Origin of the sequence: Acinetobacter sp. GG2, assembly GCF_000292385.1 — a bacterium.
GTDB lineage: Bacteria > Pseudomonadota > Gammaproteobacteria > Pseudomonadales > Moraxellaceae > Acinetobacter > Acinetobacter seifertii.
In genome coordinates this window covers 32,862-55,286 of sequence record NZ_ALOW01000027.1, presented here as the reverse complement: position 1 = coordinate 55,286, position 22,425 = coordinate 32,862, and the positions used below count along the sequence as shown (strand labels likewise).

The 22,425-nt window shown below is 40.0% G+C and carries 19 protein-coding genes and 2 pseudogenes; 10 read left to right on the top strand and 11 right to left on the bottom strand.

The annotated features are described in order from the left end of the window. Window positions 1-42: 42 nt before the first annotated feature. Window positions 43-195: pseudogene (locus tag B554_RS19265) on the bottom strand (hypothetical protein); the annotation flags it as partial. Between the two features lie 79 nt (window positions 196-274). On the opposite strand from B554_RS19265, the gene B554_RS0105080 reads away from it, so the two are divergent. After that, on the top strand, window positions 275-859 hold the full coding sequence (locus B554_RS0105080) for a class I SAM-dependent methyltransferase (RefSeq protein WP_019457198.1): 585 nt from the start codon (window positions 275-277) through the stop codon (window positions 857-859). Between the two features lie 56 nt (window positions 860-915). On the opposite strand, the gene B554_RS0105075 is transcribed toward B554_RS0105080, so the two are convergent. Then, window positions 916-3,813, bottom strand: coding sequence for a valine--tRNA ligase (locus B554_RS0105075; RefSeq protein ID WP_019457197.1), 2,898 nt, complete (start codon window positions 3,811-3,813; stop codon window positions 916-918). Window positions 3,814-4,009: 196 nt separating this feature from the next. On the opposite strand from B554_RS0105075, the gene B554_RS0105070 reads away from it, so the two are divergent. Genes B554_RS0105070 through B554_RS0105060 form a run of 3 tightly spaced genes read left to right on the top strand, consistent with a single transcriptional unit; the run spans window position 4,010 to window position 6,010 of the window. Then, complete coding sequence (locus B554_RS0105070) at window positions 4,010-4,687, top strand: hypothetical protein (RefSeq protein ID WP_019457196.1); 678 nt, start codon at window positions 4,010-4,012, stop codon at window positions 4,685-4,687. Between the two features lie 27 nt (window positions 4,688-4,714). Then, complete coding sequence (locus B554_RS0105065) at window positions 4,715-5,521, top strand: SDR family NAD(P)-dependent oxidoreductase (protein WP_016803828.1); 807 nt, start codon at window positions 4,715-4,717, stop codon at window positions 5,519-5,521. Between the two features lie 54 nt (window positions 5,522-5,575). Continuing rightward, window positions 5,576-6,010, top strand: coding sequence for a nuclear transport factor 2 family protein (locus tag B554_RS0105060; RefSeq protein ID WP_016803829.1), 435 nt, complete (start codon window positions 5,576-5,578; stop codon window positions 6,008-6,010). Here B554_RS0105060 and B554_RS0105055 read toward each other — a convergent pair. From B554_RS0105055 to B554_RS18490, 9 genes and pseudogenes are all read right to left on the bottom strand, one after another. After that, window positions 6,007-6,441 carry a YbjQ family protein gene (locus B554_RS0105055; RefSeq protein WP_019457195.1) on the bottom strand — a complete coding sequence of 145 codons (435 nt, stop codon included), beginning with the start codon at window positions 6,439-6,441 and terminating at the stop codon, window positions 6,007-6,009. The two genes, B554_RS0105060 and B554_RS0105055, sit on opposite strands and share 4 nt — an antisense overlap. Window positions 6,442-6,448: 7 nt before the next feature. Continuing rightward, window positions 6,449-6,799 (bottom strand): YbjQ family protein, encoded by a 351-nt coding sequence (locus B554_RS0105050; protein WP_019457194.1) that lies wholly within the window; start codon window positions 6,797-6,799, stop codon window positions 6,449-6,451. A 109-nt stretch (window positions 6,800-6,908) separates the two neighbouring features. Continuing rightward, complete coding sequence (gene adeK, locus B554_RS0105045; protein ID WP_004705863.1) at window positions 6,909-8,363, bottom strand: multidrug efflux RND transporter outer membrane channel subunit AdeK; 1,455 nt, start codon at window positions 8,361-8,363, stop codon at window positions 6,909-6,911. Beyond that, window positions 8,363-11,539, bottom strand: a complete 3,177-nt coding sequence (gene adeJ / locus B554_RS0105040; RefSeq protein ID WP_019457193.1) for a multidrug efflux RND transporter permease subunit AdeJ — start codon at window positions 11,537-11,539, stop codon at window positions 8,363-8,365. Before adeJ ends, adeK begins: the two co-directional genes overlap by 1 nt. 12 nt (window positions 11,540-11,551) lie before the next feature. Next, window positions 11,552-12,802 (bottom strand): multidrug efflux RND transporter periplasmic adaptor subunit AdeI, encoded by a 1,251-nt coding sequence (adeI, locus tag B554_RS0105035; protein ID WP_004705865.1) that lies wholly within the window; start codon window positions 12,800-12,802, stop codon window positions 11,552-11,554. Between the two features lie 24 nt (window positions 12,803-12,826). Then, the gene (locus B554_RS0105030) at window positions 12,827-13,453 is read right to left on the bottom strand and encodes a phosphatase PAP2 family protein (RefSeq protein WP_004705866.1); all 627 of its coding nucleotides are present in this window, start codon (window positions 13,451-13,453) and stop codon (window positions 12,827-12,829) included. A gap of 183 nt (window positions 13,454-13,636) precedes the next feature. Further along, on the bottom strand, window positions 13,637-15,697 hold the full coding sequence (locus B554_RS0105025; RefSeq protein ID WP_019457191.1) for a site-specific recombinase: 2,061 nt from the start codon (window positions 15,695-15,697) through the stop codon (window positions 13,637-13,639). A 14-nt stretch (window positions 15,698-15,711) separates the two neighbouring features. Further along, the gene (gene sdsA / locus B554_RS0105020; protein ID WP_019457190.1) at window positions 15,712-16,689 is read right to left on the bottom strand and encodes an All-trans-nonaprenyl-diphosphate synthase; all 978 of its coding nucleotides are present in this window, start codon (window positions 16,687-16,689) and stop codon (window positions 15,712-15,714) included. Window positions 16,690-16,735: 46 nt separating this feature from the next. Continuing rightward, window positions 16,736-17,035: pseudogene (locus B554_RS18490) on the bottom strand (hypothetical protein). A gap of 96 nt (window positions 17,036-17,131) precedes the next feature. On the opposite strand from B554_RS18490, the gene rplU reads away from it, so the two are divergent. The 6 genes from rplU (at window position 17,132) to cysG (ending at window position 22,409) form a co-directional block, all read left to right on the top strand. Further along, window positions 17,132-17,443, top strand: coding sequence for a 50S ribosomal protein L21 (gene rplU / locus B554_RS0105015; protein WP_004705870.1), 312 nt, complete (start codon window positions 17,132-17,134; stop codon window positions 17,441-17,443). Between the two features lie 18 nt (window positions 17,444-17,461). Then, window positions 17,462-17,719, top strand: a complete 258-nt coding sequence (gene rpmA, locus B554_RS0105010) for a 50S ribosomal protein L27 (protein ID WP_004705871.1) — start codon at window positions 17,462-17,464, stop codon at window positions 17,717-17,719. A 242-nt stretch (window positions 17,720-17,961) separates the two neighbouring features. Continuing rightward, a complete protein-coding gene (lolA, locus tag B554_RS0105005; RefSeq protein WP_019457189.1) occupies window positions 17,962-18,657 on the top strand; it encodes an outer membrane lipoprotein chaperone LolA in 696 nt (231 codons plus the stop codon). Window positions 18,658-18,789: 132 nt separating this feature from the next. After that, a complete protein-coding gene (locus B554_RS0105000; RefSeq protein WP_025465092.1) occupies window positions 18,790-19,578 on the top strand; it encodes an RsiV family protein in 789 nt (262 codons plus the stop codon). A gap of 118 nt (window positions 19,579-19,696) precedes the next feature. Then, entirely contained in the window at window positions 19,697-20,968 is a 1,272-nt protein-coding gene (gene serS, locus B554_RS0104995) for a serine--tRNA ligase (protein ID WP_004705874.1), read from the top strand. Between the two features lie 67 nt (window positions 20,969-21,035). Further along, window positions 21,036-22,409: a siroheme synthase CysG gene (gene cysG / locus B554_RS0104990; RefSeq protein ID WP_019457187.1), complete on the top strand. Its 1,374-nt coding sequence runs from the start codon at window positions 21,036-21,038 to the stop codon at window positions 22,407-22,409. Window positions 22,410-22,425 lie beyond the last annotated feature (16 nt).

The following is a 22,425-nucleotide window of genomic DNA, read 5'->3' as shown; positions in this document are numbered from 1 at the left end:
ACTAGCCCTATATATTATAGATTAAATTGTGAACTTTAAAGATTAAAGCACATCAATCTGCTCTATATTTGCTTTAACTTTTTCTAACTGAGCAGAAAACTCAGCAAGCTTCGTTTTTTCGCCTTCAATAACTGCTGCTGGTGCATTAGATATAAAGCCTCCATTTGCAAGTTTTCCTGCGATTTGGTCGGTAGCTTCTGAAATAAGAAATCGTTGAGATTGGATTTTTTATAAAATATAGTGTGGGAATTATAAAAATTAAAAGATCGGATTTATGAATGAAAAATTTATTCAGTTATCAAGAGAACTTAAACATAGACCTATTTTAGAGAAGGCTTTAGGTCATTTTCCTAACTTACCTTTAATTGCTATAGATTGCGGCTGTGGCGCTGGCAATGAATCTGCTTATCTATTATCAAAAGGATTTAATATTCATGCTTTTGATATTTCAATTGATGCGCAAAAAGTCTGTGCTGAGCGATTCAAAGATGACTCTAAATTTATTTTCTATCATGAATCTTTTGAAGACTTTAATTTTCCGTCTGCGAGCTTAATTATTGCCTCATCAAGCTTATTCTTTTGTAATCCAAGCTATTTTTATAGCGTAATTAAACGAATGATAAATGCTCTTTCTGAAGGTGGAATTCTTGTAGTTGATTTATTGGGAATTCATGATGAGTGGGTTATTAGAGAACCTGAAAAATTTATAGGTTTTACTTATCAAGATATAGCCGACTTATTTTTATGTGATTTTAATTTGTTGTTTCATAAAGAAATGAATGAAAATTTACCTTTATTAAATGGTTGCATAAAATCATGGCATCTTCATATGCTGATTCTACAAAAAAATAATTTTTAAATATAGAAAACCCAGAACCTGCTTGCACAGATTCTGGGTTCGTTTAACTAATTAAATTAAAGCGCAGCAATTTGCTCCATATTCGCTTTAACTTTCTCTAACTGAGCAGCAAACTCAGCAAGCTTCGCTTTTTCACCTTCAACCACCGCTGCTGGTGCTTTAGAAACAAAGCCTTCATTTGCAAGTTTGCCCGCGATTTGGTCGTGTTGCTTTTGGATTTTATCCGAGTCTTTTTGCAAACGAGCAAGCTCAGCTTTAGGGTCAATTAAGCCTTTCATTGGTACAAATACCGATGCATGGCTAACAACGCTAGAGCAAGACAAAGGTGGTTCTTGGTCTTTATTCAAGAACTCAATGCTTTCAACTTTAGCCAATGCTTTGAACAATGCTTCAATACGAATGATTTGTTCACGTTCAGCATCAGATGTGTTTTGAAGTAATACTGGCAACAAGCGCGCATTACCTAAGCCCAACTCACCACGAATGTTACGTACCGCACCAATCAAACCTTGAAGCCATTGCATATCTGCTTCAGCTTGTTCGTTGATTTTTGCTTGCTCAGGAATAGGGTATTGAGCAGTCATAATCGTTGGGCCACCTTGACCAAGCATTGGTGCAAGAGTCTGCCAGATTTCTTCTGTCAAATACGGCATAAGCGGATGAGCCAAACGTAATGATGCTTCCATCACTGCAAGCAATACACGGCGTACTTCAGCTTTACGTTCTTCTGAAACTTCTGCATCGTTAAGAACTGGTTTAGTTAACTCAACGTACCAGTCACAGTATTCATTCCAAATAAAGTCGTAAATCGCTTGAGCAGCAAGGTCTAAACGGTAAGTTGCGAACGCTTGGTGTACAGCAGCTTCTGCTTTTTGCAGACGGCTCATAATCCATTGTTCTGGAAGTTCCCATAGATCAGGGCGAGCTTGTTGACCAACGGTTTGACCTTCAACATTCATCAGAACGAAACGCGTTGCGTTCCAGATTTTGTTACAGAAGTTACGGTAACCTTCAACACGTTTTAAGTCGAACTTGATGTCACGACCAGTGTTTGCAAGAGCACAGAACGTGAAACGAACTGCGTCAGTACCATAAGCATTAATGCCTTCTGGGAACTCTTTGCGCGTTGATTTTTCAATCTTCGCTGCATCTTTCGGGTTCATTAGGCCAGTTGTACGTTTTGCAACTAAGCTTTCTAAATCAATACCATCAATCAAGTCTAATGGGTCAAGTACGTTACCTTTAGACTTCGACATTTTTTGACCTTCACCATCACGTACCAAGCCGTGAACGTAAACAGTCTTAAATGGAACTTGCGATGAACCATCTTCATTTTTCATGAAGTGTAGGGTCATCATGATCATGCGGGCAACCCAGAAGAAAATGATGTCAAAACCAGTCACCAACACATCTGTTGGGTGGAAGGTTTTTAAGAAATCATTCGCTGCATCTTTTTGTGCGTCGCCAGTCCAACCTAAAGTTGAGAATGTCCAAAGTGCAGATGAGAACCATGTATCAAGAACGTCTTCGTCTTGTTTAAGTTCAACGTCAGCAGCGATGTTATTTTTAGCGCGGACTTCTTCTTCGTTACGACCTACATAGATGTTGCCATTTGCATCGTACCAAGCTGGAATACGGTGACCCCACCAAAGCTGACGTGAAATACACCAGTCTTGAATGTCACGCATCCACGCCATGTACATGTTGCTATATTGCTCTGGAACAAACTTAATACGGCCATCTTGAACTGCTTCAATTGCAGGTTCAGCAAGCGGAGCAATTTTTACGTACCATTGGTCAGTCAGTAACGGCTCAATGATCACACCTGAACGGTCGCCACGTGGAGCTTTTAAGTCATATGGTTGGATTTGGTCTAACCAGCCTTCAGCTTCAGCTTGAGCAACTAACTTTTTACGTGCTTCAAAACGCTCTAAACCAGCGTATTCGGCAGGTGCAGTAATGGTTTTAGAAATCTGTTCGCCAGCTTTTGCAATATATTCAAACTCAGCCAAAACTTCGGCATTTTTGTTGAAGATATTAATGATTGGCAAGCTATTGCGTTTACCTAAGTCATAGTCATTGAAGTCGTGAGCAGGGGTAATTTTTACACAGCCAGTACCGAAGTCTTTTTCAACGTAGTCGTCGGCAACGATCGGAATTAAACGACCCGTAATTGGCAATACAATGTTTTTACCAACAAGGTGTGCATAACGCTCATCTTCAGGATGAACAGCAACCGCAGTATCACCAAGTAAAGTTTCAGGACGAGTTGTTGCAACAACTAAATAGTCTTTGCCGTCTTGAGTTTTAACTGATTTGTCTTCAAAGAAATATTTAAAGTGCCAAAGTGAGCCTTTTTCTTCTTTGCTTTCCACTTCAAGGTCAGAAAGTGCTGTTTGAAGTTTAGGGTCCCAGTTTACAAGGCGCTTACCACGGTAAATTAAACCGTCTTCGTGCAAACGAACGAATACTTCTTTAACTGCGTTTGATAAACCTTCGTCCATCGTGAAGCGTTCACGTGACCAGTCTACAGATGAACCTAAGCGACGAATTTGTTTCGTAATTGTGCCGCCAGATTGTTCTTTCCATTCCCAAACTTTTTCGATGAACTTATCACGGCCTAAGTCGTGACGAGTTACACCTTGTAAGCCAAGTTGACGCTCAACAACCATTTGAGTTGCAATACCAGCATGGTCAGTACCTGGTTGCCACAACGTGTTTTTACCCATCATGCGGTTATAACGGGTGAGGGCATCCATAATGGCATTGTTAAAGCCATGGCCCATGTGCAAACTACCAGTGACGTTTGGTGGTGGAATCATGATACAGAATGATTCACCGTGACCAGAAGGTTTGAAGTAACCTTGTTCTTCCCACGTTTTGTACCACTTCTTTTCGATCTCGGTTGGATCGTATGTGGTTGCAATATTTTGAGCGGTTTGAGCGTCAGTCATAGTAGCTTAGATCGAATATGCATAAAAAATTGCATCTATTGTAGCAAAAAAATGCCTCGAAATTAATGTGCTGAAAACAGATAAACGGTTTTGTATTTTTTTCAAAAAACGGTAGATTTATGAAGCATGGATCACAATTTAATCGTGTAGCGGCACGGCATAAAAATTACAAAAGAATTGATAAGGGATGCGACTCATGAGCTACAAAGTTTTTTTAAAGATTTCCGACTCGACCTATACGCAATTTGCTGCGATTCGAGAGAAATTACACGCTGGCGTAAGAGAAAGCCAGTCCAAAGTATTAGGTAGTGTTCTTTCCGATTTATCTTGCGAAATTATTGAGCAAGTGTTCTCCGTATTGTTACAAGGAGAGCAAGGCAACTCGACTATGACTGAAAAGCAGCGCCAAGAGTCTGAGAAAGTTCTTCAACAAATTTTAGATACTTTCCGAAAGTATATGCCTTGGTCAGTTTCTTTTTTTGGTAATGATCGACTATTACCTTTGGTTGATTATATGACCTCACTCATGAAAGAACGTGAGCAAGATGTTTATATTACGTACCCGATCACACCTCAACTTGTGCAACAAGCCCAAACACTGACCGAACAAATACGCGCGGGCAATATGCAAAGCGTAGAAGAAGCTTTTCAAACCTTGATTCAAATTGTGGATTTAGGCGTAACAAGCCTAGTACGTGAACCTAAAAAACGTTTAAAATTTAATTTAGTTGTCGATAAAACCCTAAATGGGGTCATTAATATGACAACGCATTTGGGCTATAAACGTTTGGAAAAATTGGGGACGCAGGTTGATCAGACCACAGCAACTCACTATATCAACCACTTTTTGGCCTTCATGCATCAAGCAGCATAATTTAAAAAGATAATAGGAATTTAAAGCATGGCCAAACTTGATACTTTGCAAAATAAAGTGGTGTGGATTACTGGAGCATCTTCTGGTTTAGGGAAAGCTTTAGCTGGTGAGTTTGCTCTGCAAGGTGCTCAAGTGATTTTAACTTCACGCCGCTTTGAAGAATTAGAAGAAGTTCGCGTTGGTTTACTCCATCCAGACCAGCATTTGTCGGTAGTTGCAGACATTACCAATCAACAGCAAGTTCAAGAAGCGTATGAGCAGATTTTAAAAGCCAAAGGCCGAATCGACTGGCTTATTAATAATGCAGGTTTAAGTCAACGTGCTTTGATTCAGGACACCACAATGGAAACTGAAAGAGCCATTATGGAAGTCGATTATTTCTCACAAGTGGCATTAACCAAAACTGTGCTGCCGACGATGCTCAAACAAAAGTCTGGCCGAGTTGTATTTGTCTCTAGTGTAGCAGGGCTATTAGGTACGCAGTATCGTGCAAGTTATTCGGCTGCTAAAGCTGCAATTCACATGTGGGCTAACAGTTTACGTGCTGAAGTTTCAGATCAGGGCGTTGAAGTTTCTGTGATTTTCCCAGGCTTTGTAAAAACCAATGTTTCATTTAATGCGTTAAATGGTGCAGGGCAGCCTCAAGGCCATCAAGACGAAGCAATTGAAAATGGATTAGAAGCAGATGTTTTTGCAGAACAGTCAGTTAAGGCGTTAATGCAAGGGCAAGAGTATATAGTAGTGGGCGGAACTAAAGAAAAATTAGGTGTTATGGTTTCCCGTATGTCCCCGAAATTACTCTATAAAATGATTCGAAAAACAAAAGTGAAATAAAAAAGAGATTTCGCCGTGCTAAATTGATGGGAAAACCCACATAGAAGGTTCACCATGGATCAAGACTACCATCGTATCTTAGACGTTGTAACGCGTTTTCAATTGGTCTTTGACCAGAAAAATTGGGATGCGTTTGATGAGTTATTGGCCGATCAACTTGAGGTGGACTATTTCCAGTTTAGAGGAGAACCTTTATGTGTGGTGTCTTGTCATGAATATAAAGGTTCACGGCAACAAGCTTTGTCACATTTGCGATTACAGCACAATTTGAGTAATCCTCTTATTCGGATTGAACAAGACCAAGCATGGCTAGAGTGTAATTATCAAATTTATCGTTTTTCGGAAAATGATTATTTTCATTCTTTTGGTCGCTATTATTTTACGTTGGCGAAACAACAGGACAAATGGAAAATTACCGGAATTTGCCAACATTTAACTAAAAATATTGGCAATCCGCGTATACATTTTTCTGCTATGGGGCAGTGCTAGTCTTTGACTGCTGTACCATAAGCAAAAACTTCAACCATTCCACCTTGCATACCGAGTTCGGTTGTACTCAGCCGAACTCCCATAATATGGTTAGCACCTATACTATGTGCTTGTTGTTTTAAACGAATAATCGCTTCGCGACGAGCACGCTCAACAATACTTTCATAACTGCTAAGACGTCCACCTAATACGTTTTTTATAGAAGCCAATACATATTTAAAATAGTCATGTGAAATGACTACATTACTGCTAATAAAATGACCTAACTGATCACTTGTTGCAAAACGGTTGGTATCAATTCTGATATGGGCAAATTGTTGCTCTTTTTCTAGAAGTTCATTCAAATGTTTTTGTTCAATATGGCGGCCAAAAGCCCACCCAATGCTAAAAAGAATGAGGAAAACAACAAGCTGAAAAATAAGATCGTCCATTTTCTACCTATACTTTAAATGGGTCTGGTAGATGTGGAGTTTGAGGTTGCACAACGACTGCTGTGCCATATACAAATAGCTCGGAAGCGCCTTGGGCAATGTTTGAAGTTGAAAAACGAATACCAACAATTGCATTCGCACCAAGCTGTTGGGCTTTTGCAATCATACGATCCATAGCTTCTTGGCGGGATTCTTCTAAAAGTTCGGTGTATCCTGTAAGTTCACCACCCACAATATTTTTTAAACTTGCCATGAGGTCACGGCCTACATGTTTGCTACGAACAGTGCTTCCATACACAACATCGAGTTGTTTTAAAATTTGATGGCCTGGAACGCTTTCTAAATTACTTAATAACATTGTTCTTTATCAATCGATATTTCTTAAAGACTCAAGATAGAAAATATTCAGATGAGTTGCAATAAAAAAGCCCACCGAAGTGAGCTTTTATGAAAATCAGATTTAAAGCTTATTGCTTTTTCAGTTCAGCACTTGATGGTTGATGTACCACTGTATCTGAAGAGTTTGATTTTAAACCACCACCTAGAGTTTTATATAACTCGATTTGGTTGTTTAAGTTTGCTTGTTGAAGCAATAACAAACCTTGTTCTGCTGAATAAGATGAACGCTGTGCATCAAGAACAGTCAGGTAACTATCAATACCAGCACGGAAGCGAGCATTTGAAAGTGTGTAGTTGCGGTTAGTTGCTTCTACCAAACGTTGTTGTGCTGTTAAACGGTCACCAATGTTGGCACGTGTAGCAAGTGCATCATTCACTTCGCGGAACGCAGATTGAACTGATTTTTCATAATTAGACAATGCAATTTTCTGATCAGTTTCAGAAATTTTTACATTGGCACGACGAGTGCCCCAGTCAAAGATTGGTAAATCTAAACTTGGGCCAATTGACCATGCAAAACCACCAGACTTAAATAGATCACTTAAGTCAGTTGATGCATAACCAGCTGAACCCGTTAAGCTAATGGTTGGGAATAAACGTGCTTTTGCAGCACCAATATTCGCACCTGCAGCGCTCAAGTTATATTCAGCCGCTTTTACATCTGGACGGTTGTTTAACAAGTCACTTGGTAAACCAGCAGTGAATACATTTTGCTGAGCAACACGTTTTACTGGTTGTGTAGGCAACAAGTTTTGTGCAACTGGTTGACCCACAAGTAAGTTCAACAAGTTTTGTGCTTGGGCAATCTGTGTTTTGTAGTTCGCTACGTCATTACGTGCAGTTTCTACAGAAATCTGTGCCTGACGTAATGGAACTTCACTGTCGATACCTACATCAAAACGTTTTTTGTTGAGATTGTAAGAGTCTTGCTGTGCTTTAAGTGTTTGCTCTGCAAGTCGTAAGTTTGCTGTTGCAAACGAATAATTTAACCATGCTTGAGCAACTTCGCTAATAAGACTGATTTGAGTCGAATCGCGAGCACTTTGAGTTGAAAGATAACTATCTAAAGCAGCATCTTTTAAACTACGAACACGACCCCAAAAATCAAGCTCGTAAGCAGTTACACCCAAACCTACTTGATAAGTAGAGTAGGGGTTATTTGGATTACTGCTTGGAGTAACTTGACGAATCGCACTAGCGCTTGCACCAATAGTTGGAAGCTGATTGTTCTTTGTAATCTGATATTGCTCTTGAGCACGTTCAATATTGAGCGTTGCTGTACGCAAGTCACGGTTGTTGGCAAGAGCCAAGTCAATCACTTCGAGCAAACGAGGATCAGCAAAGAACTGCTTATAACCTTGTTCAGCAATAGACGTACCAGAAGCGCTGTTATATGCATAGCTTTGTGGTATATCGGTTTTCACGACTGGTTCTGGGCCGCGCATGCTTTGACAAGCTGCCAAAGCAAGCGCAAGTGCAGATACCGCAATGCTACGACCTGAAATAGACCATACTTTTTGCATCACGATTTATGCTCCTGAGTGTTTATGGTTTTTGGTTTGTACTTAAAGATACTACGAATCCACACATAGAATACAGGGATAAAGAAGATACCTAAGAACGTTGCACTGAGTACGCCACCAAGTACACCAAAGCCTACCGAGTGTTGACTTCCTGCACCAGCACCTGTTGAAAGAGCAAGTGGAAGTACACCGAAACCGAAGGCAAGGGTCGTCATGATAATTGGGCGTAAACGCATTTTTGCAGCATGTAAAGTTGCATCAAGCAAGTCTTCACCTTTCTCTTGCAGCTCTTTTGCGAACTCGACAATCAAGATCGCATTTTTTGCAGAAAGACCGATCACCGCAATAATTGCTACTTGGAAGTAAATGTTATTTGAGAGATTTGGATCTCCTTTAATAATCATACCCAAGTAAGTCAATACGATTGCACCAATGACACCAAGTGGTACCACCAGTAAAACCGAGAATGGAATTGACCAGCTTTCATAAAGTGCTGCTAAGCAAAGGAATACGATTAACAATGAAAGCGCATATAAGAATGGAGCTTGAGCACCAGACTCACGTTCTTCAAGTGATAAACCTGTCCATTCATAGTCGAAACCTTGTAAGCCCATAGATGGTAACTTACCAATAATTTCTTCCATTGCTTTCATGGCATCACCAGAGCTCACGCCAGTTGCAGGAGTACCTTGAATGTTAACCGATGATACGCCGTTATAACGTTCAAGACGAGGAGAACCATAAGTCCATTCACCAGTAGCAAATGCAGAGAATGGAACCATTTCACCTTTGTTATTACGTACATACCACTTGTTTAAGTCTTCAGGCATCATACGGCTACCCGCATCACCTTGAACATAAACTTTTTTCACACGACCACGGTCAACGAAGTCGTTAATGTATGAACCACCCCATGCAATACGCATTGTATTGTTGATGTCAGCAATGCTCACACCCATTGCGCCAGCTTGAGCCTGATCTACATTAATTTGATACTGAGGTGTATCTTCCTGACCATTTGGACGTACACCCATAAGGCGTTTATCTTGTGATGCAAGACCTAAAATCGTGTTACGAGCGGCGATCAGTTTCTCATGGCCTTGACCACTTGAATCTTTAAGCTGTAAGTTAAATCCGGCAGTTACACCCAATTCAGGCATCGCTGGTAGTTGTAATGGCATGATATAAGATGCGTCTTTAACGATCATATTTAATGCCATACCACGTTTAATTAATGCACCGATTTGAGTTTCTGGTGATGTACGCTTGCTCCAGTCTTTTAACTTAATAAATCCAATACCAGCATTTTGACCCACACCTGTGAATGAGAAACCAGAAACGGCAAAGACAGACTCAACAGTGTCTTTTTCATTCATGAAGAAGTTTGTCATGGTATCAATCACTTTACCTGTGCGGTCAAGCGTTGCATTTGGAGGTAGTTGAACAAGTGTCATTACAACGCCCTGATCTTCTTCTGGTAAGAATGAAGATGGGAGTTTTTGGAACAAGAATACTAAAAGGGCAACTACAACAGCATAAAGAACGCCAGAGAAGATTTTGCCTTTAAGCATGCGACTAACACCATTTTGGTAGCTATGCGACATGCGGTCAAAACCATTGTTAAAGCTTCTAAAGAAACGAGCAAAGATATTATTGCTTGGTTCTTTGTTCGGATCATGCTGTTTTAAAATAGTTGCACAAAGTGCAGGGGTGAATGTTAACGCTACAATTAGCGATAGAACCATTGCTGTTACAAGGGTAATCGAGAATTGACGGTAAATTACACCTGTTGTACCACCAAAGAAGGCCATTGGTACGAATACCGCTGTCAATACACTGGTAATACCAACTAACGCACCAGAAATCTGCTGCATTGAACGAGAAGTTGCCGTAACCGGATCGGTATGGTCTTCGCTCATTACACGTTCAACGTTTTCGACTACAACAATGGCGTCATCGACCAGAAGACCGATTGCCAATACCATAGCAAACATGGTTAAAGTGTTAATCGAGAAACCGAAGATATTAATAACAGCAAATGTTCCTAATACAACTACTGGAACTGCAAGCGTTGGAATAATCGTTGCGCGCCAGTTTTGTAAAAATAGGAACATGACGATGAATACCAAAATCACAGCTTCAATTAATGTGTGTACTACACTTTCAATTGAAAGACGGATGAATGGAGTCGTGTCATAAGCTAATTTATCAGCAAGACCTGCTGGATAGTTCTTACGTAATTCAGATAAACGTTGTTCAACAGCAGCAGCTGTATCTAGTGCGTTCGCACCTGTTGCAATTTTAATTGCAAGACCGCCTGCTGGTTTACCATTAAATTTTGAGTCGAACTGGTAGTTATCAGAACCTAACTCTACGCGAGCAACATCTTTTAAACGAACTTCAGCACCAGATGCTGTGTTCTTTAAGAAGATATTTTTAAACTGCTCAGGAGTCTGTAACAAGCTTTGTGCGTTTACTGTTGCGTTAAGTACTTGACCTTGTACGGCAGGTGCGCCACCTAATTGACCTACAGCAACTTGCGAGTTTTGTGCTTGTAACGCAGTCGCAATGTCACTTGGAGTGAGTTGATAACTTGTTAATTTGGCCGGATCAAGCCAAATACGCATTGCGTATGAACCACCAAATACTTGTACCTCACCAACACCAGCAACACGGCTAAGCGGTTCTTTAATTGTCGAGTTTACATAGTCTTTAATGTCTGAGTCTGAAAGGCTGTTATCTGGTGAGTAAAATGCAATAACTTGCAAGAAGCTTGCACCAGATTTAGTAACAGTTACACCTTGACGTTGTACATCTTCAGGTAGAAGAGCAGTTGCAGATTGCAATTTGTTTTGAACCTGAACTTGTGCAATATCAGGGTCAACCCCTTGCTCAAAGTTTAACTGAATAGATGCCTGACCATTACCAGCACTGTTAGATGAAATATAGCGTAAGCCATCAAGACCATTCATTTGTTGTTCAATGATCTGGGTTACGGTATTTTCAACGGTTTCAGCCGATGCACCAGGGTAAGTCGCAGCAATTGTGACTGTCGGTGGTGCAATCGTTGGATACTGTGCAATAGGCATTTTTGTTAGCGTGAGAATACCCGCCAACATAATGACTAATGCAATCACCCACGCAAAGATGGGGCGATGAATAAAAAATTGTGCCATTCAATCTACCCCTTATGCATTTGAAGCTGCTTTCTGTTCTGCTTGAGGTTTACCTGATTGAGCCGGTTTAGCAGCATTTGGTGCTGCACCTTGAGGATTTGCTGGTTGAGCTTGATAAGGTTTTGCCGATACTTCTTGCCCTTCTTTAACTTTGGCAACACCATCAACAATGACTTTATCACCGGCTTTTAAGCCGTTTGTCACAATCCAGTTTTGTCCTTGAACACCTGAGGTTTCAACAGGACGACTCTCAACAGCCCCTTTAGCATTAACAAGCATTGCTACAGCTTGACCTGTAGGTAGACGTGTAATGGCTGCTTGTGGGATCAGATAAGCATTTGGAACAACACCCTGAACAATTTGTGCAGTGGTATACATACCCGGAAGCAATAAATGATTCGGGTTAGAGAATACGGCACGTAATGTAATTGTTCCTGTATCTTGGTTTACAGAAGCATCAGAGAAAGCAAGCTGGCCTTCGATCGGGTAGGTAGAACCATCTTCAAGCTTTAATTTTACTTTCGTGTTGTTACTATTATTCAGACTGCCTTTACTCAATTGTTGACGTAAACGCAATAATTCAGCACTAGACTGATTAATATCAACATAGATTGGATCTAACTGTTGAATTGTCACTAACGGATCAGTCTGATTTGCAGTAACCAAAGCACCAGCTGTTACTGTCGAACGTCCAGATTGCCCAGAAATAGGAGAGCGAATTGTAGAATAACCAAGATCTACATTTGCATTTGTTACTTGAGCCTTAGCTGCAGCAACTTGTGCTTCTGCAACATTGACTTGACCAAGTAAATCATCATATTCCTGTTTAGACACAGCATTACTAGAAACAAGTTGCTTATAGCGATTTAACTTGGTACGTAGTGAAGCTAGATTTGCCTGTTGTTGTAGGAGAGATGCTTTTGCATTTTCTAACGTTGCGCGGTTCGTTCTAGAGTCAAGCTCATAAAGTGCCTGACCTTCACGAACGTAGCTTCCTTCAGCAAATAAACGTTTTAAAATCACGCCACTTGTTTGAGGGCGAACTTCAGAAATTTGATATGCTGAAGTACGGCCTGAAAGCTCAACGCTTTGTTCAACACTTTGCGGTTGAGCAACAATAACACCTACTTCTGCAGGCGGCATTTTCTGAGCAGCAGCAGCTTGCTGTTTCTCATCGGAGCCTTTGCTACAACCAACAAGTGCGATACTTGTTGCTAATGCGCAAGCAGTAAGGGCTGGTGCCCAAAGCTTAGCCGACATCATTGTTCCACCTCGTTTAGATAAAATCTAAAAATATATTTGTTTTCTACTTAACCTACTTTGTGTTTGTAATAACCAGAGCCAAAGCAGTGCAATCCAAATAAAACCAATGCCCCAACCAGCGAGTACATCTGTTGGGAAATGAACTCCTGCATATATTCTTGAAAGCCCCATACACACAAACCAAAGACAGGAGATCAAAACAATATAAGGAGAGTTAGTGTTGTGCTTATGGCATAACATAATCATTGCCAGACAAGCCAGTGTTGATGCATAAACACTGTGTGCACTTGGGAACGATGCACCGTAACTTTCAACAATATGATATGCCGCAGGAGGTCTAGGCCGGTTAACACACCATTTGAGCAGCCAACCAATGGTGATACTGCCGATAACTCCCAAGCTAATGAAAATAACAGTAATAAATTTTTTATACCATGCTAAATATACACATACTAGAAAGGATAAAAAACATACAAAAGGCATGCCGCCTACGCGTGCAAGAAAGGTAGTTATACTATTAAGATAATCTAAACGATGATGACTCAATGTTTGAACGGTGAGCAAGTCCAAAGATTGAAGACTTGGTACAAAAAGACCAAGAACACCTAATCCTAAAAAAACACAACCAATACAAAGCAATAGATAGGGCATAAACACACCTTTGCTCATTCATATAGTTTTTTCACTATTGAACGCCGTTGAAAGTGTACTTGCCAGTACACTTTTTTTCAAGCCTGATAGATCATCGTAAATTCATTTTGAAATTTTTTTAACATTTGGAAAAACAATCACAACAAAATTGACGAAATTCACATTTTATGTACAAAGCAAAACTCAGTGTTCTGCTTTTTTACCGCTACTGGCTTGTGTATTTTCTTCGAGTTCTAGTGGCTGTTTGGGTGGCCAAAAGAAATCGCTTGGACGTGTAAGAAAATGGGTCATGACCAGTTTGGCTAAAGGTTTCCATTGTTCAAAGCGAACTCGGCGTGCGCGTAGGGCTACAATAATCGTTAAGGTGAAACTTACGAATAAGTTGGTGAGGCCGATACATAGCACACCTAAAAACGAAACTATAATCAAACCAATATCAGGGCTACCATTAATGGTCATTAAACCTTGTATGAAGTTCGCTGAAGCAAAGGCAATATGTCGAATATCAAGAGGTAGACCAAGGATGAAACCTATGGTTCCCATACTTCCTAGCATGACACCAAATAGAAAGTTACCCGCAAGAGCGCCTAAGTTACGTTCAATATATTCAGCAAAACGATTAAGACGTTCTTGTCCAAATAAGTTCCTTAAACGTCGGTGTGCTTTTAAACGCGGCCCTACTTTTCTATAAACAGCCATATTATCGAAATAGCCTGCGATAAGCCCTGACAAGAACAAACACACACCTGCGATTGCTGCATGTGGAACTGCTAACGACGTAAAAGGATTTAAGCTATGTAATAAATAGGTTGCTTTGGTGTGGGTTAATAAAGGCTCATCTAGGTAAAACTGCCAAGCAAAAGTAATCAGGGCAGCAGTGGGAATCGCAATTGAGATGTTACCCAAAATAGCAATAAACTGAGTTCGAATAATATTGATAATAAGTGCTGCTAATTCTGCAATTTGTGCAGTTTTAGAGCCTTTACGCTGCTGTACAGTTGCAGCGAGTGCAGCAGCGGTCATTGCTGGCTGTTTTGTTGCAACTGTAAAGTGCAGTACGTGAATTAGAATAAAGCCAAGTGAATAGTTCATACTGAACGTAAAGGCTTGCATGAGCGGTGCCATTGTCATTCGTGCAGCAAGAATCTTTAATGTTGCCATGCAGGCAATAATGACACCTGCACCAGCAGCAGCTTTGTACATTCCCCAAAAGCCTTTAGTGTCTGTACTTACATAATGTTCACCGGTACGGCTCGCATTTTCTGTAACCTGAAACGCGATGAGTTCACTGGTGGTGCTTAATAAAGAGCGAACACTTTTTTCACTATAATGAGCTTTAGTTAAGTCCGAAATTAGGTTTCCTAAAGAAACGTAGCGTCCTTCACTGTCGTCTACAACTAGATAAAGTAATAATTCAATTCGATCTAAACATTGCTCAAGCAAAGACAACAAATAAGTCAAACTTAAACTAACACCGATTCTTTTGGTGGCCCGACGTATTTTTAAAACAACATCTCGACATTGTTCTAACATTACAAAGGCTTGAGAAGCATCTGGAGGCACTGTTACGACAGTGTCATGTTGAGAAATATCTTGTTTTTTATATTTTTCGATAAACTCAATGATTTCGCGGTTTTGTACCAAAAAAGGTGATTCGTATTCAGTTAGTTCTGGTTGAGCATTAATAAACTCGGGATAAAGCCCAATACCGCTAATCCGATAAGACAAGACGGTAATAGCCTTAATCATCTCTCGTTGAATAGCGTGTTTTTCATCGACGTTACTATTACTTTGTCCAATAAGTCCGAATAATGTTGCCCAATTTTTATCATCAATATGATTCAACCAGATTGAATCACTTTCTAAATAGAAAATTTTCCCAATCAAAATTTTGAGTTGACTTGAATCTTCAATAAGTGGCAGGAAATGACCACCGAGTCTTTGCCCAAGCTGATTCCAGAAACCATCTAAAGACAGAATTCCGCTATCTGCATATAAGCTCACTTGCTTATATTGATTAATTAAACGTAATAAAAAGGATTGTAAGAGAGCTGACGCGGTAGGTGTAAGTAAAAGGCTGTCAATAAATGCTTGTATTTTTTGTTGTATCTCCTCCGTATCGTGAGGATCGGATGGCCGTAAAGCATTGACTAAATCAATAAGTATATTTTCATCAATAACAGCTTGAGGATTTTCAAGCTGTTTCTGGATTTTTAAAAAATGATCTGAAAAATTTATATGCATAGGCAAAATAGTATCTACTGTATTCGATGTAATGCAAGCCGAGTTAAATTCATCAATGCCTGACGATAAGGTGTATCAGGTAAGATGGATAAGGCTTGCAGTGCTGCTTCTGTTTCTTCTTGGGCACGACGCTGGCAATAATCTAAAGCGCCAGACTTTTGTACAATTTCAATGACTTTTGATAATTGGTCAACCCCACCAGTCGCAATACTACGACGAATAATGGCGTGTTCTTCACCTGTTGAATGTGCTAATGCTGAAATTAACGGTAAAGTCGGTTTACCTTCCATCAAATCATCACCAATATTTTTACCTAATGTTTCAGCATCCGACGTGTAGTCTAAAATATCGTCAATAATTTGGAAGGCATTTCCAAAATGACCTGCAAATAATCTTAAAGGTTCACGATAGGCTTCTTGGCCCGCCAAAATAGCAGCACCTTCAGTTGCAAGTTCAAATAAGCGAGAAGTTTTACCGTGAATAATTTTTAAATATGTTTCTTCAGTTGTATCTGGTTGATGCTGAGATTGAAGCTGTAATACTTCACCTTCTGCAATTTCACATGTACCTGTTGAGAAGTCTTTTAATAAGGTCATGTTGTTTAAGTCGACCAATAGGTCAAAAGCCCGAGCAATAAGGAAATCACCCACTAACACGGCAGTTTGGTTGTTCCAAGTTGCATTGGCAGTAGGACGGCCACGGCGAAGCCCCGATTCATCGACCACATCATCATGCACTAAAGTTGCTGTATGGAGCATTTCAATAATGGCTGCTAGACGCTGTGCATTTGCCATGTTCTCTAAACCACAAGCACGTGCTGCAAGTAAACACATGATTGGGCGCATACGTTTGCCACCAGCTTCAACAACATGTTTACTTACCGACATGACCAAGCCGACTTTTGAGCTAATTCCTTCATTAATCAAGTGATCCATCGCAGCAAAGTCTGTAGCAACAGGAGCGAGAATGTCTTGCTTAAAATCGATGACCATATGAAGAAAAACCCCGTATAGGTAATAATTGGCGTTAGTGTATCAATTAAAAGTGCATTAAACAGGGAAACAAGCAATTGATATTCATCATTGTATATTCATGAAGAGTTCTTTGTTCTTTATTTCGGCAAAACGATGTGTTTCCGACAAAACAATAAATTTTAATAACGTCAACATGAATACAGCTTGTTCTTGTTGCAAGTTGTGATTGGAACTTTATTTTAAATTCTATTCAGAATCAATGAAAAGTACCAAATTCGAATCGAAGCTGTTTTTATTGTGTAAGAATAACCCCTTCTAGTTGTATAGATAAAGATAAAGCACTTGTCGTTTGATCAAATTTCACTTAAAATCTGTCGCCTTGTATAACCCCAGTGGCGTTCGTTTTAAGATCGATATATCCCTTTATCGACACGACGACACGGGCTGATTGGAGTACATTATGTACGCAGTAATCCAAAGCGGTGGTAAACAGCACCGTGTAGTTGAGGGTGAAACCCTTAAAGTTGAATTATTGAAAGCTGAGTCTGGCGCAACTATTACATTTGATGATGTATTAATGGTTGTAAATGGTGACAGCATTCAAATCGGTGCTCCAGTTGTAGCTGGCGCTAAAGTAACTGCAGAAGTGATTGGTCATGGTCGTCACGACAAAATCCGCATTATCAAAATGCGTCGTCGTAAACACTACCGTAAGCAACAAGGTCACCGTCAATGGTTCACTGAGTTGAAAATTACTGGTATTTCAGGCTAATCACGAGGAGTAAGAGACATGGCAACTAAAAAAGCCGGTGGATCGACGAAGAACGGTCGTGATTCAAACCCAAAAATGTTAGGTGTTAAAGTTTACGGTGGTCAAACTGTAACTGCTGGTAACATCATCGTTCGTCAACGTGGTACTGAATTCCACGCTGGTGCAAATGTTGGTATGGGCCGTGACCATACTTTATTTGCTACTGCTGACGGCGTAGTAAAATTCGAAGTGAAAGGTCAATTTGGCCGTCGCTACGTAAAAGTTGAAGCTGTTTAAGTTTTAGCTTTAAAAAAAAGCCCACATTTTGTGGGCTTTTTTTATGGAACTTCATTAATTTTATCTTCATCATGATGAATGAAATTCTACAAACAATATGAATAACATAACAAAATATCTTATTTTCTCAATGATTAGCACTGAGTTTGTCGGTTAATATGGGTCATGAAATGAAGAGCTTATTCTGCTTGTTCTAATCAAAGCTTAATAGGTTATCTTACAGCAACTAAAAAGGTGATGACATGAATATGCTTCGTAAAACCATGTGTGCTATTACACTCAGCGCGTCAGTGCTTGCTCCTGTAATGAGTACTACAGCGTTCGCTGCACCAGTAGCAGCACCGGAGCAACAGGCAATTGGTAACTTGGTAAATCAGTTGTCAGGATTACAACGTTTAACTGCCGATTTTGAGCAAACAACGAAATCTAATACAAAAACTGTGGTACAGAAAAAAGGTTTAGGTGCTCAGCATATGAACCAGACGTTTAAGGGGTCTATGAAGGTTGAACGTCCAGGGAAATTTTATTGGGAAACTGTGAGCCCGTCTAAACAGACTATTGTAACTAGTGGTAAAACAGTCTGGATTTATGATCCTGATTTACAACAAGCCGTACGTCAAAGTTTAGATTCACAAGTAGCCGATACGCCAGCTTTATTGCTTTCAGGTAATACCAATCAAATCATGAAGTCTTACCGAGTGACTCAGCCAGATAAGTCTAAGTTATACTTCACTTTATTTCCTAAAAAAGAAGATGGCGCTTTTCAAAGTTTAACGATTAGTTTTGGTGCAAACAAAGCACCGACGTTAATGGTGCTACAAGATTCTTTAGGTCAAACCACTTACGTGAAATTTAATAATGTGAAAGTGAATGTTTCAATTCCAGCTTCTACTTTTAATTTTACGCCTCCTAAAGGCACCGATATTATTGACCAATAATTATTCTGACTCTTTAAGAAAGCCACCATTTCAGGTGGCTTTCTTTTTATATATCAACCCTAGATACATTTTTTAACCCCGTCTTATTCTTACGCTTTGTATAGTGATAAAAGAGAATATACGGGGATTAACATGCGACTTTACGATAAGAAAATTATTTTCATTCTTCCTATGGTAGCTGCCATGGTGGCAGTAAGTGGTTGTCAGCCAAAATCTGCAGCTAAAGATGAGCAACCTGCATCTAGTGCTTCCGTAAAAGAGCAAAAACAAGTTGAAGTTCCTGTTATTCAGGCAAAAGTAATTCCAGTAAAATTACCAAAGTCTAAAGTTTGCCTTGAAGATGGTTGTACTGAATATGATTTCCAGACAGTACAAACGAATCAAAAATGGATTAATGATTATTTTACGAACCGTATAAAAAAAGCTGATCCGAATGCTTTTGCAAACTTGGCTGATAAACCTGTTGAAGTACCAGAGGGAGAGCCTCGTTCAAGTCAAAGTGCAATTTATGTTCGTTATTTAGGACAAAATTATAATCTTGCAACCTTTGCCTTACAGACATACTCATACTCCGCAGGTGCAGCACATGGCATGTCACATCAAGAATTTGTAAATTTCGATTTATTAAATAAAAAGCACATTACTGTGGCTGAGCTTATTAAGCCAGATGTAGAAAAACAACTTGTTGATGCACTTTTTGATGCGAATACCAACTGGCTTCAAGACCACAATATTACCCGTGAAAAACTGCAGTTAAGTGATAATTACTACTATGGTGCCAATGGGATTGTTTTTGTTTATCCAGTCTATGAGTTAGCTTCTTATGCAGAGGGTATGACTGAATTAACACTGCCGTATTTTGAGGCAGCTAAGTTCATTAAACCTGAGTATTTACCAAGTGTGCCAAATTACAACATGTAAAATATGTGGTCTCTTCTTAGAATTGTGTGAAAGCTATTCGATATGAAGATGATCACTATATTTTTTAGTGCTAAGGGCTTACACTATAGCCAGTTTTTTACCCATATTATGATTAATTATGATCGACCCTAAGTTACTCAGAAATAATATTGAAGTCGTTAATGCAGCTTTAGCAAAACGTGGTGTTCAGCTAGATGTCCAAGAATGGGCATCTTTAGAAACTCGCCGTAAAGACTTGCAATCAAAAACTGAAAAGTTACAGGCAGAGCGAAATGCCGGTGCTAAACAAGTGGGTCAGATTAAAAAATCCGGTGGCGATGCTTCTGAAATCATGGCACGTATGCAGGCCATTGGTGATGAGATTAAAGCTGCTGAAGTTGCTTTATCAGAACTACAAAACGAGATTGAGCAAAAAGCACTAAGCATTCCAAACTTACCAGATGAGTCTGTTCCAGTTGGTAAGGATGAAAGTGATAACGTTGAAATCTCAAAATGGGGTACACCTCGTCAGTTCGATTTTGAAATCAAAGATCATACTGATTTAGGCGAGTGGATGGGCGGCCTAGAGTTTGAAACTGCGACCAAACTTACTGGTTCACGTTTCAGCGTGTTGAAGGGGCCTTTAGCGCGTCTACAACGTGCTTTAACTCAGTTCATGCTTGATACCCATACTTTAAAGAATGGGTATACTGAAGCTTACGTGCCTTATTTGGTTAATGCTGACTCACTTCGTGGGACAGGACAATTACCAAAATTTGAAGAAGATTTATTTAAACTTCAAGGCGAAAAAGAATACTACCTTATTCCTACAGCTGAAGTTCCTGTCACAAATTTTGTTCGCGACGAAATCATTGATGCAGACCGTTTACCACTAAAATATGCAGCGCATACACCATGTTTCCGTAGTGAAGCTGGTTCTTATGGACGTGATACACGTGGCTTAATCCGTCAGCACCAATTTGATAAAGTTGAAATGGTGCAAATCGTTAAACCTGAAACATCTATGCAGGCACTTGAAGAACTCACTGCACATGCCGAGGGCATTTTGCAGGCACTTGGTTTGCCATACCGCAAAATTTTGCTCTGTGGTGGTGATATGGGCTTTGGTGCGATGAAAACTTACGATTTAGAAGTGTGGGTTCCAAGCCAAAATACATATCGTGAGATTTCAAGCTGCTCTAATATGGGTGATTTCCAAGCACGTCGCATGAAAGCGCGCTTCCGTATGGATCAGAAGAAGACTGAATTAGTGCATACGCTAAACGGCTCAGGTCTTGCAGTAGGGCGTACTTTGCTTGCGGTAATGGAAAATTACCAACGTGAAGACGGCTCAATCGAGATTCCAGAAGTATTACGCCCATATATGGGTGGTGTAACGTTTATTGACTAAACTTTGCATCTAAATTGTGCACGTTTTTTGCTTAAACATAATCAGATGATTGATGTAGAGGTTTAAGGTGGATATTTTTCCAATCTCTTTAAAGTTGCAGCAGCAACGTTGTCTGATTGTGGGCGGAGGGCATATTGCTTTACGCAAGGCAACCTTATTAGTTAAGGCGGGGGCAATAATTGATATTGTTGCTCCTGAAATTGAAGAACAGCTTCTGCAATTAGTAACAACAACAAATGGTCAGCATTTTGTTGAAGTTTTCTCTGAGAAGTTTTTAAGTACACCATATCGACTCGTCATTGCCGCGACCAATGATCCGCAAGTCAATAAAACAGTTTTCGAGCAATGCGAAGTACGTAATTTACTCGTAAATAGTGTTGACGATATTCCACATTGCCGCTTTATGGTTCCTGCGATTATTGACCGTTCACCTTTAGTGATTTCGGTTGCTTCAAATGGGACATCTCCTGTTTTATCTCGTCAAATCCGTACACAGTTAGAGACATCCATTCCGCATGGAATGGGGAAGTTAGCTGAGTTTTCAGGAAAATGGCGAAATCAGGTTAAAGAAAAAATTTCTAATCCCGATGAACGCCGTATTTTTTGGGAAAACTTGTATGCAAGTCCCTTAAAAGAGCAGGTTTTTAACGATAATCTAGATATTGCGGATAGCATGCTTGAACAAGCATTGCAGGAGTGGAAAGCACCTAAAGGTGAAGTTTATTTAGTGGGTGCAGGTCCTGGTGATCCTGAACTGCTTACCTTAAAAGCTTTACGTTTAATGCAGCAAGCTGATGTGGTCATTTATGATCGTTTGGTATCTCAACCTATTTTAGAGTTATGCCGTCGAGACGCGACAAAAATATATGTCGGAAAAGCTCGCTCAAATCATTCGGTTCCCCAAGATGGGATCAATGCTTTACTCGTTGAATATGCTCAACAAGGAAAGCGTGTTTGTCGTTTAAAAGGCGGTGATCCGTTTATTTTTGGGCGTGGTGGTGAAGAGATCCAAGAATTATTCCAAGCTGGTGTGCCATTTCAGGTGGTTCCGGGTATTACAGCAGCATCTGGCTGTTCAGCTTATGCGGGTATTCCGCTCACTCATCGTGATTATGCGCAGAGTGTACGTTTTCTAACTGGCCATTTAAAAGAAGGCTCTCCTGAGCTTCCTTGGAATGAGCTGGTATATGAGAACCAGACTTTAGTTCTCTATATGGGCTTAGTAGGCTTGGAACGTATTTGTGAGCAATTAATCGCTCACGGACAGCGCCCAGATATGCCAGTTGCATTAATTTCAAAGGGTACAACCCCTGAACAAAAGGTTGTGGTGGGGTCACTTGCTGATATCGCATCTAAAGTGACAGAACATCAAATTCATGCGCCGACTCTCACGATTATTGGTGAGGTCGTACGTCTGCGTGAACAGTTACAGTGGAACTAGTGGGCTAATAATTATC